This window comes from Parabacteroides sp. An277, assembly GCF_002159645.1.
Classification (GTDB): domain Bacteria; phylum Bacteroidota; class Bacteroidia; order Bacteroidales; family Tannerellaceae; genus Parabacteroides.
The window spans coordinates 87,692-103,517 of record NZ_NFJB01000002.1 but is presented as its reverse complement, the minus strand read 5'-3'; the positions used below and the strand labels follow the sequence as shown (position 1 = coordinate 103,517).

General features: G+C 45.3%; 10 protein-coding genes. 8 read left to right on the top strand and 2 right to left on the bottom strand.

Features of this window, described 5'->3' with window-relative positions:
* Positions 1–17: 17 nt before the first annotated feature.
* Both B5F77_RS01350 and B5F77_RS01345 read left to right on the top strand, forming a co-directional pair.
* On the top strand, positions 18–4,031 hold the full coding sequence (locus B5F77_RS01350; protein ID WP_087326521.1) for an amino acid adenylation domain-containing protein: 4,014 nt from the start codon (positions 18–20) through the stop codon (positions 4,029–4,031).
* Complete coding sequence (locus tag B5F77_RS01345; protein ID WP_087326518.1) at positions 4,028–4,597, top strand: nitroreductase family protein; 570 nt, start codon at positions 4,028–4,030, stop codon at positions 4,595–4,597. The genes B5F77_RS01350 and B5F77_RS01345 overlap by 4 nt, the downstream gene beginning before the upstream one ends.
* A 276-nt stretch (positions 4,598–4,873) precedes the next feature.
* Here the strand turns inward: B5F77_RS01345 and B5F77_RS01340 are convergent, their stop codons facing one another.
* Positions 4,874–5,722, bottom strand: a complete 849-nt coding sequence (locus B5F77_RS01340) for a DUF3737 family protein (RefSeq protein WP_087326515.1) — start codon at positions 5,720–5,722, stop codon at positions 4,874–4,876.
* A 109-nt stretch (positions 5,723–5,831) separates the two neighbouring features.
* Positions 5,832–6,677, bottom strand: coding sequence for a helix-turn-helix domain-containing protein (locus B5F77_RS01335; protein WP_162607934.1), 846 nt, complete (start codon positions 6,675–6,677; stop codon positions 5,832–5,834).
* 132 nt (positions 6,678–6,809) lie between these two features.
* On the opposite strand from B5F77_RS01335, the gene B5F77_RS01330 reads away from it, so the two are divergent.
* The 6 genes from B5F77_RS01330 (at position 6,810) to B5F77_RS01300 (ending at position 15,751) form a co-directional block, all read left to right on the top strand.
* Positions 6,810–7,922: an efflux RND transporter periplasmic adaptor subunit gene (locus B5F77_RS01330; RefSeq protein ID WP_087326509.1), complete on the top strand. Its 1,113-nt coding sequence runs from the start codon at positions 6,810–6,812 to the stop codon at positions 7,920–7,922.
* 180 nt (positions 7,923–8,102) lie between these two features.
* The gene (locus B5F77_RS01325; RefSeq protein WP_087326742.1) at positions 8,103–11,297 is read left to right on the top strand and encodes an efflux RND transporter permease subunit; all 3,195 of its coding nucleotides are present in this window, start codon (positions 8,103–8,105) and stop codon (positions 11,295–11,297) included.
* A gap of 12 nt (positions 11,298–11,309) precedes the next feature.
* On the top strand, positions 11,310–12,677 hold the full coding sequence (locus B5F77_RS01320; protein WP_087326506.1) for a TolC family protein: 1,368 nt from the start codon (positions 11,310–11,312) through the stop codon (positions 12,675–12,677).
* A gap of 477 nt (positions 12,678–13,154) precedes the next feature.
* Positions 13,155–13,793, top strand: coding sequence for a porin family protein (locus B5F77_RS01310; RefSeq protein WP_087326500.1), 639 nt, complete (start codon positions 13,155–13,157; stop codon positions 13,791–13,793).
* A gap of 116 nt (positions 13,794–13,909) precedes the next feature.
* Positions 13,910–14,812, top strand: a complete 903-nt coding sequence (locus B5F77_RS01305; protein WP_087326497.1) for a helix-turn-helix transcriptional regulator — start codon at positions 13,910–13,912, stop codon at positions 14,810–14,812.
* A 33-nt stretch (positions 14,813–14,845) separates the two neighbouring features.
* Complete coding sequence (locus B5F77_RS01300; protein WP_087326492.1) at positions 14,846–15,751, top strand: helix-turn-helix transcriptional regulator; 906 nt, start codon at positions 14,846–14,848, stop codon at positions 15,749–15,751.
* Positions 15,752–15,826: the final 75 nt, after the last annotated feature.

Below are 15,826 nucleotides of genomic sequence, written 5' to 3'. Positions count from 1 at the left end.
GAAGAAAGGAAAATAGTATGCTAAGTCAGCAAAAAATACCTCTAAATCCCATCCAACAAATGTACTGGATCGGAAATTTGTTGAAGTATCCTACAGCAGAATATAATGATACAAATTGTGCTTTTACGGTAAAAGGAAATATATCTATCCCTATATTTCGTGAAGCATGCCGTTTGATTTCTTTAGAGTATTTGCCTTTTTGTTCCACAATACAGGAGAAACAGGGTAATCCTTATTTTGTTCCCAATGCCAATAATTGCCTGAAACCTGAAGAGTTTACGGTAAGTAAGAAAAACGAAGTGGATGCACTGATTCTTGATTTAGCTGGACGAGCATTTGATTTACAAAAAGAAATTCCTTGCCGTTGTTATATTATCCATGCGGAAAACCAGTTATATCTCTACTTCGTGTTTCATCATATTATTATGGATGGTCATACTTTAACCTTATTTTTCAATCGTTTATCGATGATTTATAATCAGCTTTTGGATGAAAAATATGAGCTATTTGATCAAACCGAGATGTTGAATAGATTTAATCATCAGTTTGAGGAGAGGTATGGCCAATGTCAGAAGGAAGATGTAGAATATTGGAAGAAATATATGTCAAATATTCCTTTGGCAGTCCCTGTTCCACATGATGGAAAGGATGAAAAAGGTCCTCAGGATTATGTATACACTTTTTCTTTAGGAAGTGAAATGTTTAGAAAAGTGCAAGTTTTTTGCGAAGAGGAAAAAACCACTCCCTTTAGACTTTTTGCTTCTGTTTGGGCATTAACTTTATCTCGGACAATGCGAGTGGAAGAGTTGTTATTGGATCATACTTGGAATTTACGTACTAAAGCATATGCCTCGTTATATGGTATGTTAGTAAATGATCTCCCTATTCGGTTTGATTTTAGAAAAGACGAATTGACGATAGGTGACGTATTGGAATATGTTAATAAAAACAGACAGGAGGAAAAGAGACATCCTTATGCTTTTTATCCAGATATTTTGCGTAGCTTAAATGAAGGAAAACGGGAACGAGAGAAGGGAGTTAATGTGGCTATTAATTATCCACTTCCATTTTATACTTTGCCTTTACATTTTAGAGATTGTGAAACAAAGTTTTATAAGCATATTCATGTTCCGTTGGAAGCCGATTTGATATTAGGTATTGAGGATAATGAAAGCTTAACTTGTGAGCTCCGTTATCGTCCGCAAACGTCTTTGAATATTGTTTACATGTTGTCAAATGTGTTTACGGTGATTTTGAAGCAGGTTTTGGAGTCACCAGATATTAAATTGAAAGATATATCTTTGCTCTCGGTCTCCAAACAAAAAGAATTGATTGCAAAAGAGGAACGAGCATTACATCAAGCTGCTTTTCCACGAACCGTAGTCGAACGTTTCCAAGAAATAGTGCGGAACAATCCGGATAAAGAGGCTGTTGTGTTTGTAAATAGGCAAATCACTTATGCAGAATTGGATCGGTTAAGTGATGCCGTAGCGATTGCATTGAAGGAAAAAGGATATTATCAACATTGTATAGGATTATCGACTCCTAAGAATCTGGAAATGATTGTAGGTATCTGGGGTATTTTGAAGTCGGGTAATATTTATGTGCCGATTGACCCTGATTATCCTGTGGAACGGCTTGAGTTTATGCTACAAGATTGCGGGATTGCTCTGTTATTGACAACCTTGTCCACGCCGGTCTCGCGTTGTTCTGTTCCTATACTCCGAATAGAAGATTTAATGGGATCGGGGAGAAAAGGTGATTTGCCTGTTCTGTATCCTTCTGATATTGCTTATGTTATTTATACTTCTGGTACAACAGGCAGACCGAAAGGGATTCCAGTAAGTCATCTAGCTTTGAATCAAACGGCTCAGACAAATCTGGAAATGTTGAAACTGACAAATCAATCGCGGGTTTTACAATTTGCAAACATTTGTTTTGATGCTTCCATACCAGAAATATTTCCTGCATTTTTGGTAGGTGCGACTTTGGTTTTACCGCAAGAAGCCATGCGAAAGGATTGGTCGCTGTTGTTTCCTTTATTAGAAGAACAACGGATTACCTTCTTTAGCATTCCGCCAGCCTTACTTACGGTGCTTCCTCATGTTTCTTTACCCTTTCTTTCTACCATTATTATAGGTGGCGATTCGACTTCGCAAGAGGCTATTGACTATTGGAGCGAAGGGCGAAGATTCATTAATGCCTATGGACCCGCAGAAAATTGCGTAGATGCTACTTATGGATTACTTCATCCTGGAACGCACGTAAATGATATAGGAGAAACGATGCCTGGTGTAACTTGTTATGTAGTAGATAAGCAGATGCATTTAGTACCTAATTATATGGTAGGGGAATTGTATATTGGGGGAGTGAAGTTAACCAATGGCTATATCAATCGTCCTGATTTGAATGCGGAAAAGTTTGTGTTAAATCCTTTTGTGTCAGATGAAGATAAAGCAAAGGGATTAAACATGAGGCTTTATAAAAGTGGGGATTTAGTAATGCGTCGTGGAGATGGCCATTTGATCTTCATGGGGCGTACCGATCATCAAGTGAAGTTGAATGGGTATCGCATCGAATTAGGAGAGATAGAAACGAGGTTAATGGATTTTGGTTCAGAAATAAAAGATGCTGTTGCCTTGTTATATGAGTTCGATAATCGGAAAGAATTGATTGCTTACGTTTTGGTTGAAGATCCTGGTATATTTTCGGTGACCAAACTAATGGATTATTTGCAAACTCACTTGCCTAATTATATGATTCCGATGCAGATAATTCCATTGAAGTCTTTCCCTTATAATGCAAGTGGCAAGGTGGAGCGTAAATTATTGCCTGCTCCGGAATTGATGTCTACTACGAAAGGCTATGAGGCTCCTGTCTCGTTGACGGAAAAGCAGATTTCCAGGTTATGGGGGCAATTGTTGAATATCCATTTCATAGATAAGAATACTCCTTTTCAAGCACTGGGGGGCGATTCTATCGGCATCATTCAACTTGCCGTCAAACTCCATGAAACATTTGGCATAGCGGTTAAGGCTACGGATATTTATAAACATAATACCATTGGCAAGTTGGCTGCTTTTGTGGATGCGCATATGGATAACAGTGATAAGTTGATAGAGGAAAAGTTGGTTTCTATCGCTCGTCATGTCTTAGGTAAAGATTTGGATATCGAGAGCGACTTATTTGCTTTAGGGATGACAGACGAACAGTTGGTTCTGTTTGTCAATCGGGTGGCTACCGAACTGAATCTGTTTTTTACGACATTCGATGTAAAGGAATATCGAAACATCCGGACATTGCTCAATCGAATAGATCGTAATCTTTACTTTTGGACTGAAGGGCACTGCTCAGACAAGCCTGTCGTTGTGTTCATGTGTGGTTTTGTAGAATATTATCCTTACAATGAGCGTATCGCTACTTTTCTGGAAAAGGATTTCTCAGTTTTCATTATCGAATCATTTTATCAATATTTCACTGGGGGTAAAACGGTATCGCTCGAAAATCTGTTACAGGTTTACGAGGATTTGTTTACTGTTGCATTAAAAGGTCGGGAAATAGTTATGCTGACGGGGTATTGTAGCGGCGCGGAGATAGCCATTCTTTTCTCTCAGTATATGCGGAAGAAACATCCCGAATGGAATCCAATTCCGTTGCTTAATATGGAGGCTATTTACGACCGGCGTTTATATGCTAAATTGTATGCAGATGTAAAGGAAGAATCCGTCCAGCGGCGTATTGCCGTTTTTATGGATTTGTTTAAAGACTTCCCGCCATTGATTTACGACGGACCGATTGTGCACGTTATGGCAGGCGAACCGGCTCCTTTGATTATTCCTGAAGAAGGGGAATTCCGTACGCCGGAAGAGAAGGAGATTTATCTTCATGCTTTCCTGGCGAACCTTGAGGCTTGGCAAACGTATTATCCACAGGCTCCGTTTTATACGATGCCTTGTCATCATCTTAGTTTCCCGGAGGAACGCATCTTGCATAAATTAGGTGAAATCATTCATACGCATTGGAATTTATGATACATTCTGTTGATACATCGTTTACGTCGGCTGACGGCATTTCTTTCATTCTCTCCCGTACCTCCGTCCGCCGTTTCACGGAAGAAACGGTTGGGAACGACGACATCGAGTTGTTACTGCGGGCTGCCATGGCGGCTCCCAGTTCCATGAATCTTCAGCCGTGGCATTTCATCGTTGTCCGGGAGGAGGATTTGAAAGAGGAGTTGAGGCGTTGCTTGCCTTATGCCAAGATGCTTCAAGGGGGAAGTATCGGGGTGGTCGTTTGTGGCGATATCGCTTTGTATGAGCGGATAAATCGGTTGGATAAAGAAGACAACACGCTCTATTGGGTACAGGACTGTTCGGCTGCGTCAGAGAATCTCCTCCTGGCGGCTCATGCCATCGGGCTGGGGGCTGTTTGGACGGGCATTTATCCGTTGGAGAGCCGTATGGCGCAGTTGCGTCGTTTGTTGCATTTGCCTTCGCATATCCTGCCGCTCAATCTGATTGTCGTGGGGCATCCTTTTCACGTTTCTTCGCCGAAGGATAAATGGGATCCTCGCAAGGTGCATTACGAATGTTTTTAAGGTAAGGTATTTAACATTATTTGGGTTTTGGGATTCCTCGCTGCAGTCTGCGCGAAGCTTTCCCAAGTTGGGATTCCTTGCTGCAGTCTGCGCGAAGCTTTCCCAAGTTGGGATTCCTCGCTGCAGCCTGCGCGGAGCTTTCCCAAGTTGGGATTTCTTGCTGCAGTCTGCGCGGAGCTTTCCCAAATTGGGATTTCTTGCTGCAGCCTGCGCGGAGCTTTCCCAAATTGGGATTCCTTGCTGCAGCTTGCGCGGAGCTTTCCCGGTTTGGGAATCCTATTTTTGCCGGATTTCTATTACGCAATTGCCCGGCGCCTTTAGATTTTCGTCCAGCGTGACGGAGCCGATATGGTCTGCCGTGATGCGCCCGGAGATAGGGTTTTTGATGTTCGTAATGCTTCCGCGGATGTCGGCCGTGAGGGTCGAATACTCGAAGGCACGGTCGCAGGCCGGGTCGAAGGTGCAATTCTCCAGTACCAAATCTTTCGCATAGCACAAGGGTTGTTCGCCAGAGATATGGCAATTCACCAGCCGCAGGTTTTTCGAGTGCCATCCCAGGTACTCGCCGTTCAGTTCCGAGTCGTAGATAGTGACATTCTCTACTTCCCAAAAAGCGTCCTTCGTCGTAATTTTCGCGTGATGTATTTCCACATTCTTCACATATTGGAAAACATACTTGCTGTCGCTCTCCAGCCCGTCTACCTGGATATTTTGGCTAAACATAAAGGGATACGTACCGCCCCGCAGCCGCAGGTTTTTTATCCGTATGCCGTCACATCGCCAGAATATTTCGTCCGCATCGTTTATTTGTACATTATCGATGTCTATCTCTTGCATCTCGCGAAACATCTTCGGGGCGTCTATTACCGTATTTCGCATCGTTAAATGGTCTGAATACCAAAGGGCCGACCGTCCTCCTACGTCGAAATAGCAGCGGTCTATCACGAATCCATGCACATGCCAGAAGGGATAATTCCCCTCGAAGCGACAATCCGTAGCCACGATATTAGTACACTCTTTGATGGCCGATTCTCCAGCCCGTATGACGACATGGTCTAAGTGAAGGTCGTGTGAAGCAAACAGCGGCCGTTCTCCTCCAAATTCTTTGTCTTTTATCAGTTGCATAATCAAAGTATGTTAGGATGATTTATTTTTTCATGGTGCAAAAGTATCTCCTTTTCAATACATCTATTGTAGATAAATTACCGTTGAAGTAACCTCGATTACGGAAATCTCAGACCTCCGTTTTTTGCGCACGATAGGCTACGGGGGTCAACCCGGTGTGTTTCTTAAAATAACGGGCAAAGAACGATTGGTCGGGGAAGTCCAGCTCAAAAGCGATCTCTTGCATGGTCTTGTTTGTGGTGCGGAGTTGCATTTTTATCTCTTGGATACAACGGATGTCGATGAGTTCTTTCGGAGTATGTCCGGTGAGGTGTTGTATGACCGATGAAAGATAGCGTGTGGTAATGCAGAGCTGGTCGGCATAGAATTGGACTTCGCGCTGCGTACCACTATGTTGGAAGACGAAGGAAATGAATTTTTCTAATAGTTCCTCCTGCCGGCTTGTGTTGGCGGCATTACGATGGAGAAACAGCGCTTTGGTTTTGTCGTATATTTCCATCAGGAAGTTCTGCAAGAAGTTCTTGAATATAGGCAGGCGGAAAGTGTGTGTTCTTTCCATATAGATATCGTAGACGGCTTGCAGCAGGTGTCGATGGTTTTCGGCCTTGTCGGCGGTTAAGGGCGGAGAGAGCGGATATTGTTTGAGGAAAGCAAAAAACGAAGGGTCGAACCGTACGGTGATTTCATGCATGATGGCGGGCGTAAAGGTGATGTAAGAGACCCGAAAGTCCACGCTTACCTCCAGGCATTGGAAGAATTGGTTGGGCAACAGCTTCATCACCTGGCGAGGCTGCAGGTCGTATCTCTGGAAATCTACTTCCAACCGGGCGTTCCCTTGGCAGATGAAGAGGATGGTAAAGTTCTCCAGCTTCTGCAAGGCGAAGGATGGGGCGGATATGGGCACGTCGATGCCTGCCGCGAAAGACTCTTGGTCGGATAATTGGAATAGGTTCATATTTGTTTGCATTTAGTGATGGCAAAGATAAGGGTTACTTCCGATATTGACAAATACCTTTTACGAAAAGGCCGTTTCTCCTCGGTGGATTCCCGCTACCTTTGCCCCGGTTTAATAAATAGATATATAGATATGATAACAACAGACAATTGTAAAAAATGGTGGCAACTGATGGGGTTTGTCAGTTGCATGATGTGGTTGATGTCGTGTGGTAAGTCTACTGAATCACAAGTCTCTATGGGGAATTATGAGACCATGAAAGTGATTACATCCGATAAGGCATTGACTACGGCCTATTCGGCTACGATTCGTGGACGGCAGGATATCGATATTTATCCGCAAGTCTCTGGAACCATTCAGGAACTTTGTGTAGCAGAAGGTGAAAAAGTACAGAAAGGACAAACTTTGTTCATTATAGACCAAGTCCCTTACCAGGCTGCGTTGAATACGGCCGAAGCCAATGTGAAGTCGGCAAAGGCAAGCCTGGCAACCGCCAAACTGACCTACGAAAGCAACAAGGAACTGCGTGCGCAAAACGTGGTGTCGGATTATACGCTGCGTACCTCCGAGAACAGCTACCTCACCGCGCAAGCCGGGCTGGCTCAGGCCGAAGCGCAAGAGGTGAATGCGCGTAATAATCTTTCTTATACGGTCGTAAAGAGTCCAAGTGCGGGCGTGGTGGGTACGCTCCCTTATCGCGTCGGGGCGTTGGTGAGTGCCAGCATCCCGCAACCTCTGACTACGATTTCGGATAATTCCTCGATGTATGTGTACTTTTCGATGACCGAGAATCAGCTCCTATCCCTGGTGCGCCAATACGGGACGTTGGACAGCGCGCTCATGCAGATGCCCGACATCCAGTTGCAACTGAATGACCAGTCGCTCTATGAAGAGAAGGGGCGGATTGAGAGCATCAGTGGCGTCATCGACCGACAGACGGGGACGGTAAGCATCCGCGCCGTCTTTCCCAACCCTACTCGTCTTTTGCACAGCGGGGCTTCCGGGCATGTTATTCTACCCAGCACGTATGAGGATTGCATCGTCATCCCGCAAGAAGCGACCGTGAAGCAGCAAGACAAGGTGTTAGTATATAAGGTGGTAGATGGCAAGGCGGTGTCTACGTTGATTACGGTGGCCGATATAGATGATGGCCGTACTTATGTCGTGACCGGCGGATTGGCCGTGGGAGACGAGATTGTAGCCAAAGGTGCTGGTCTGGTGCGGGAGGGCCAACCGGTAAAGTGACGCTTGTCCGCTACCTCGTGGGATGCTTCCTATTCAACGTGAGATACGCGCGTATTCAATGTGGAATAAATAAATATTCAACGTGGAATAATTTTGTATTCAATGTTGAATACGATTCCTCTTACGACCTATCGGCCAAGTCTCGCACGATAAGATGTATCACCCTAAATAATGAATGATATGAAGGCTAATATATTTATTAAAAGACCGATGGCGGCTTTTGCCATCTCCATTCTGATTTTGATAGTCGGCATCATTTCGCTCCTCAGTTTGCCGGTGGAGCAATATCCGGACATTGCGCCGCCTACGGTGCAAGTATCTGCTACCTATACGGGTGCGGATGCGGATGCCGTCATGAACAGTGTCATCATGCCGCTGGAAGAGAGCATCAACGGCGTGGAGAACATGATGTATATCAGCTCTACGGCGACGAATACGGGTTCTGCCACCATTACCGTCTATTTTAATCAAGGCACCGATCCGGATATGGCGGCTGTCAATGTGCAGAACCGCGTCAGCATGGCGGAAGGATTATTGCCCTCTGAGGTGACCCAAATCGGCGTCACGACCATGAAGCGGCAGACCAGCTTCTTGCAAATCAACTCCTTGACCAGCCCGGACGGGCGGTACGACGAGAACTTCATTGCCAATTATCTGGACATTAATGTAATTCCTGAAATCAAACGTATTCAGGGGGTAGGCGATGTGCAGGAATTAGGCGATACGTATAGTATGCGTATCTGGCTTAACCCGGAACGGATGGCGCAGTATGGCTTGCAACCGTCGGATATTACGGCGGTATTGGCCGAACAGAACCTCGAAGCGCCGACCGGTTCGCTGGGTGAAAGTTCGCCCAACGTGTTTCAATATACGATGAAATATCACGGACGCCTGAAGGACATGACGGAGTTCAGTAACATGGTTGTACGTGCGAATGAAGATGGGTCCGTGCTTCGCCTGAAGGATATTGCTGAGGTGGAATTAGGCCGAGAGTCGTACGGTTTCCATGGCGAAGTAGACCAGAAGCCCGGTGTGACATTCATGGTCTTCCAAGTGGCGGGGAGTAACGCGACAGCGGTGAATGCCGCCATTACCGCCAAGCTGGAAGAAATGAGCGAAAACCTGCCCGAGGGATTGGAGTTTGTACAGATGATGAGCACGAACGACTTCCTGTTCGCCTCTATCCACAATGTGGTAGAGACCTTGGTGATTGCGGTTATCTTGGTGATTCTCGTGGTGTATTTCTTCCTGCACGACTTGAAGAGTACGGTGATACCTTCTATATCCATTATCGTGTCGTTGGTAGGTACGTTCTCTTGTTTGGTAGCCGCAGGATTTAGTTTGAATATCTTGACGTTGTTTGCCCTCGTGTTGGCTATCGGTATCGTGGTGGACGATGCGATTATCGTGGTGGAGGCCGTGCAGGCCAAATACGATATAGGTTATCAATCCCCCTATCAGGCCGCTAAAGATGGCATGGCGGATGTGTCGATGGCGGTTATCACTTGTTCGATTGTCTTTATGGCGGTGTTTATTCCGGTCTGCTTTATGGGCGGGACGTCGGGCGTATTTTACACGCAGTTCGGTATTACGATGGCGACGGCGGTAGGTATCTCGCTTATCTCGGCGATGACGTTGTGTCCGGCGTTATGCGCGATTATGATGAGGCCATCCGACGGGACAAAGAGCGAGAAAAGCTTCAACGGACGCGTACGTGCCGCCTACAATGCCTCTTTTAATGCGATATTAGGTAAATATAAGAAAGGCTTGATGTTCGTTTTCCATCACCGTTGGTTGGTTTGGGCCTCTTTGGCTATCGCTATTATCCTTTTGGTGGTACTCATGCGGACTACGAAAACAGGACTTGTACCGCAAGAGGATATGGGTACGATTATGGTGAATGTCGGTACTTCGCCGGGTAACACCTTGGTAGAAACGCAGAAGGTGGTGAAGCAAGTGAACCAGATTATTGAAGATACGCCGGAAGTAGACCATTTTAGTAGCGTAGCGGGTTATGGCTTGTTGTCCGGGCAAGGTACGTCTTATGGTACCATTATTATTAAATTGAAGGATTGGAAAGACCGTAAAGGGGATGAACACAACGCTGATGCTGTCATGGCACGTCTTAATGCCCGGTTCGCCCAAATCAAGGAGGCAAGTATCTTCTGTTTCCAACCTGCGATGATTCCGGGGTATGGTATGGGTAATAGTATTGAGTTGAATATGCAGGATAAAACGGGAGGTGATATGTCAACCTTTTATCAAAGTGTGATGCAGTTTGTCGGTGCGCTGAACCAGCGGCCGGAAGTAGCAATGGCTTACACCACGTATGCGATGAACTTCCCGCAGATAGCGGTTGAGGTCGATGCTGCCAAATGCAAGCGGGCCGGTGTTTCGCCTACCGATGTATTGAGTGCATTAGGGTCGTATTGCGGAGGTTCGTACGTGTCGAATTATAACCAGTTCGGTAAAGTGTACCGCGTGATGTTACAAGCTTCACCCGAATATCGTTTAGACCAACATGCCCTGGACAATATGTTTGTACGCAACGGCGAGGAGATGGCGCCTATCAGCCAATTCGTGACCTTGAAAGAGACGATGGGTGCAGAAATCGCCACCCGTTTCAACTTGTATAGTTCCATTACGGTCAACGTGAATCCGGCAGAAGGTTACTCATCTGGGCAAGCCCAACAAGCCATCCAAGAGGTAGCCGCACAGGTATTGCCATCCGGTTATGGTTATGAATATGGTGGCATGGCGCGTGAGGAGGCTTCGAGCGGCGGGGCACAAACGGTGTTTGTCTATGCCATCTGTATCGTATTGGTATTCTTGATTATGGTTTGCTTATATGAGAGTTTCCTGATTCCGCTGGCAGTCATCTTCTCTGTCCCGTTCGGCTTGATGGGGTCGTTCCTCTTTGCCCGTTTCTTCGGATTGGAGAACAACATCTACCTGCAAACAGGTATGATTATGTTGATCGGTTTGTTGGCCAAGACAGCCATCTTGATTACGGAATATGCTGTCGAGCGTCGACGTCGCGGAATGGGGATTGTGACATCCGCTTATACAGCAGCCCAAGCCCGCTTGCGTCCTATTCTGATGACCGTACTCTGTATGGTATTCGGTATGCTTCCTTTGATGTTCTCCAGCGGGGCAGGGGCTAATGGTAATGGTTCGTTGGCGACAGGTGTCATTGGCGGTATGGTTGTAGGGACGATTGCCTTGCTCTTTGTAACGCCTGTATTTTACATTATCTTCGAATATTTGCAAGAGAAGCTTCGTAAACCGATGTCGATTGAACCCAATCCGCAAGTGCAATTAGAAGCTCAACGCAATGACGAGGAAAAGAATGCACTTCAGCAAAATAAAAATTAAAGTATATACACAATGAAACGATATATTATAACAGCCGTTGCAACGGTTCTTTTGAGTAGTTGCGGCATCTATAATCGCTATACGTCCGTTACGGATGTTCCTGAGGATTTATATGGTAATCAGGTAGAGGTGACAGATACGATTCACAACTTAGGTAATATGGATTGGCGTAATCTTTTTACCGACCCTTATCTGCAATCGCTCATACAACAAGGGTTGGAACATAATACGGATTACCGTGCAGCTCAACTTCGAGTAAAGGAGGCGGAAGCCACACTCTTGTCTGCGAAATTGGCATTCCTTCCCTCTTTTGCCTTCTCCCCTCAGGGGGGTACGAGTAGCTTTGATGGAGCTAAGGCAACGTGGACTTATTCCGTACCGGTTACCGCCAGCTGGGAGTTGGATATCTTCGGTCGGATGCGCAATGCCAAGAAACAATCGCAAGCACTTTATGCACAAAGTGAAGACTATCGACAAGCCGTACGGACACAACTCATTGCCAGTATAGCGAATACATATTATACTTTATTGATGTTGGACGAACAATTGGCTTTATCCAAACAAACAGCCAAGAGTTGGGAAGAGACGGTTGTTTCGGCTCGTGCTCTCATGAATGCCGGACAATATGATGAGGCTGGCGTCTCGCAAATGGAGGCTACTTGTTATAGTGTGCAAGCTTCCGTGCTTGATTTGGAAGAACAAATCAACCAAGCGGAGAATAGTTTGGCGCTTCTTCTGGCTGAAACGCCTCGCCGGTATGAGCGAGGCAAACTCTCCGAGCAGGCGATGCCGGAGGATTTCTCCGTAGGTATTCCACTTCAGTTATTAGCCAATCGTCCGGATGTCCGCTCGGCCGAGCATGCGTTGGAGGCCGCTTTCTATGCCACAAACCAAGCACGTTCCAATTTTTATCCTTCAATTACGTTGAGCGGAAGTGCGGGTTGGACGAATGAAGCCGGTTCGATGATTGTCAATCCTGGAAAGTTCCTTGTTTCGGCTATCGGGGCGCTTACCCAACCTCTCTTTAATCGTGGGCAGAATATAGCTAATTTAAAGATTGCCAAAGCGCAACAGGAGGAAGCAGAACTTAGTTTCCAACAAGCGTTGCTGAATGCGGGAACAGAGGTGAATGATGCCCTCACGGCCTATCAAATCAGCCGGAATAAGGCGAACCTCTACGAGAAACAGGTGGAGGCATTACGTCGGGCCGAGCGAAGTACCTCGCTTCTCATGGAGCATGGTACCCATACTTATTTGGAAGTATTAACCGCCCGCCAGACGTTGCTCGGTGCAGAATTGGAGCAAGTAGCCAATCGTTTTGCCGAATTGCAAAGTCGTGTCAATCTTTACCAGGCTTTGGGCGGCGGAAGGGAAAGGTGACGTTGTAATTGTTATATAAGAGAGGGCCAGGCAGATTGGACAGTTTGTTATCATATTATCCCTACTTCTTCATATTTGACTAGAACCTAATCTTGCGTTGGCCGCTCTCTTTTTTCTTTTTTGTACCGAAGAAAACATTGGAAATTAACTTCCTTTTCTTCAAATATCGTCGATGTTTGTATAAATATCGACGATATTTGTATATCTTTAGGCTGAAGATACACAAATATCGGCGATACGTGAAAGAATGTTCGTTTACAATGAAATTTTTCTTCGGAGGAAAAGAGGTTTGCATAGGCGGTTTTTTTACATTCCTTGGCTTTCCAGGGTTTATCCACCGACTTTTCAACCGCTTTATCAACGTTCTTTTCCACCAAAAAGGAAATGTTTTCAAAAGGTTGTTGAAAAAAGAGGGAGGAATTGTGTTTTTGTTTCACCTATAATCCTTACCTTTGCCCCAACGAAATACAGGCGCCTATGAAAAGACTGTTTTATATATGTATGATGTGTGTGCTGGCAACCGTTTCAGCTTTCTCGCAAGTAGAATTCGGTGTGCGGGCAGGAGGTGCTTATTCTTCATTGGTGCAGAAGATTGAAAAAGATTATGAATCGGGTGGGCGCTTCGGATTTAGTGTAGCAGGGCTAATGGAAGTGCCTCTTTACAAAGGGTTGTCGCTTCGTCCGGAAATAGCTTTCGTCAACCAAGGTGGCGATTATTTTTCCTATCAGACGGAAGCGGGAATGAATGCCCACAACAAATATTCCTATTATTCCATACAAGTACCGGTGAACGTAGCTTATACGTTCTATTTGTCGGATATACGTCTATCTGTGTTCGTAGGACCGGCGTTCGATTTCTCTTTGTTTGGAAAGATGAAGACGGAAGAGACGAACGTGAGTACGGATATCGACTTCGGAAGTGAGAAAGAACCGAACCTTAGGACGTTTGATTTCGGTATCAGTGCGGGTATGAGCGTGGAATACAAACGCTTTTTCTTTACCATTCAGAACCTGACAGGTTTGTTGGATCGACGGACAGTGAAACGCGAAGGGGAATCTACCCTGTTCCAAAACAACGTTACCTTTTCGATCGGTTATTTCTTTCGCAAGAATTAAGGCGTGTAAGCATGTAGCCAATAGCCTAATCTGTAAATAGGGTATAGTTTCCCGTAATTTATATTATGGAGGGAATCGATTTATCGTTTACCTTTGTGTCGAAATACGGGTAAGCAATGGAGAAGATACTTGAACTGAATAGCGTACATACATACAACGAGCTCTATGGATTGGAGACGTTGCATCCGTTGGTAAGCGTGGTGAATCTGAACCAAGCGACGCGCGATGTGGATACGATTCGCCTGCGTTATGGGCTTTATGCCATCTTCCTCAAGTTGGAAAAGGCGTGCGACATTCAATATGGGCGACAGGCGTATGATTTTGAGGCGGGGACGATTGTCTGTTTTGCTCCTGGGCAAACCGCTACAACGACGCGAACTATGGGGCATCCTGCAACGAATGCTTATGGCATTCTTTTTCATCCGGATCTTTTGTTGGGAACGGAATTAGGGCGAAACATCAAACGGTACACGTTCTTTTCGTATAAAGTGAACGAAGCGTTACACCTTTCGGAGAAAGAACGGGAGACTTTCTTAGAATGCCTGGACATTGTCCGAGGTGAATTGGAGCATGGCGTAGATAAACATAGTAAAAAGCTTCTGACGATTCATATCGAACTCTTGCTGGGTTATTGCATGCGGTTCTATGAAAGGCAATTTGAAACACGCACGAAAGGAAATCATGATGTATTGACACGATTTGAAAGTCTCTTGGATAGTTATTTCGAGGAGGGTATCGCCGAGCGCGAAGGACTTCCTTCGGTTCGTTATATGGCAGATAAACTTTGTCTTTCTGCCAACTATTTTGGCGATATGTTTAAGAAAGAGACCGGGAAATCGCCTCAGGAGTATATCCAAGAAAAGGTAATCGAACGTGCGAAAGAGCGTATTGCGGATACAAACGAGACCATTAGCCAGATAGCTTACGAGTTGGGCTTTCAATATCCGCAACATTTCTGTCGCTTGTTTAAGAAGCGCATGGGATGTACGCCGAATGCCTATCGGATACAAATAGGATAAAGTTTCCCGGGCGGAAAAAGGAGGAAAGGGAAAATGGGAAATAAGCAGAAAACGTTGGACATTAAGACCGTATGTGAATGTAATCGGTGCTTGGGAAGCCAAACGCTTCATCCATTGGTGAGCTTGATTAATTTGGAAAGTCCGGAGGTGGAAGGCAATGCGGTGAGGTTTGAGTTTTATGCTATCTTGTTAATAGAGGATTGCCCGGATGGATGTGGTTGTTGCGGACGGAAGTATTACGACTTTTCGAATGCGACGATGGTATTCCTTCGTCCGGATGAAATCTTTCGGATGAGCGCAACCAATACGCTTCCTAACAAGGGGTGGTTGTTGGCATTTCATCCAGATTTATTGTATCGTACTACGCTAAAGAATCATATCCAAAACTATACGTTCTTTTCTTATCGAAAGGAAGAGGCATTACATCTTTCACAACGAGAGACCGGAACCATTACCTGTTGTCTGGAGAATATTGAGGAGGAATTGCATCATCCGATAGATGCTCATACGAGTACCATCCTTTCGCGCCATATTGAATTGATGCTTGATTATTGTACGCGTTTTTACGAAAGACAATTTATTACCCGTGAAGACCGAAACAAAACAGTACTGACCAAGATGGAACGTTTCCTCAATGAATATATTGCATCCGACAAATTACAAACAGGCGAGATGCCGACAATTGCCTGCATGGCACAGCAATTAAACCTTTCGTCTGCCTATTTTGCCGACCTTTTGAAATTCGAAACCGGACATACTTGGTATGAACATTTCCAGCTTAAAGTCTTGGAAGAAGCAAAACGTTTGTTGTTGAATCCTCAGAATAGCACGGCACAGGTGGCACATCGGCTCGGATTCTCGAACGTCCAACGTTTCAGCCTATTATTCAAGCGTATCACAGGTGTGGCTCCTAAAGACTATCGTTTTTCACAGAATTAATCTGCCCTTTTCGTATCCAACCAACCAAGAAATGTTATAACTTTGCGGGCGAACGACCACATATATTTATATGTA

Bases quoted from the DNA above. Each gene is read 5' to 3' on its own strand.
- B5F77_RS01350 (WP_087326521.1), top strand. From the start codon at position 18: ATGCTAAGTCAGCAAAAAATACCTCTAAATCCCATCCAACAAATGTAC.
- B5F77_RS01345 (WP_087326518.1), top strand. From the start codon at position 4,028: ATGATACATTCTGTTGATACATCGTTTACGTCGGCTGACGGCATTTCT.
- B5F77_RS01340 (WP_087326515.1), bottom strand. From the start codon at position 5,722: ATGCAACTGATAAAAGACAAAGAATTTGGAGGAGAACGGCCGCTGTTT.
- B5F77_RS01335 (WP_162607934.1), bottom strand. From the start codon at position 6,677: ATGAACCTATTCCAATTATCCGACCAAGAGTCTTTCGCGGCAGGCATC.
- B5F77_RS01330 (WP_087326509.1), top strand. From the start codon at position 6,810: ATGATAACAACAGACAATTGTAAAAAATGGTGGCAACTGATGGGGTTT.
- B5F77_RS01325 (WP_087326742.1), top strand. From the start codon at position 8,103: ATGAAGGCTAATATATTTATTAAAAGACCGATGGCGGCTTTTGCCATC.
- B5F77_RS01320 (WP_087326506.1), top strand. From the start codon at position 11,310: ATGAAACGATATATTATAACAGCCGTTGCAACGGTTCTTTTGAGTAGT.
- B5F77_RS01310 (WP_087326500.1), top strand. From the start codon at position 13,155: ATGAAAAGACTGTTTTATATATGTATGATGTGTGTGCTGGCAACCGTT.
- B5F77_RS01305 (WP_087326497.1), top strand. From the start codon at position 13,910: ATGGAGAAGATACTTGAACTGAATAGCGTACATACATACAACGAGCTC.
- B5F77_RS01300 (WP_087326492.1), top strand. From the start codon at position 14,846: ATGGGAAATAAGCAGAAAACGTTGGACATTAAGACCGTATGTGAATGT.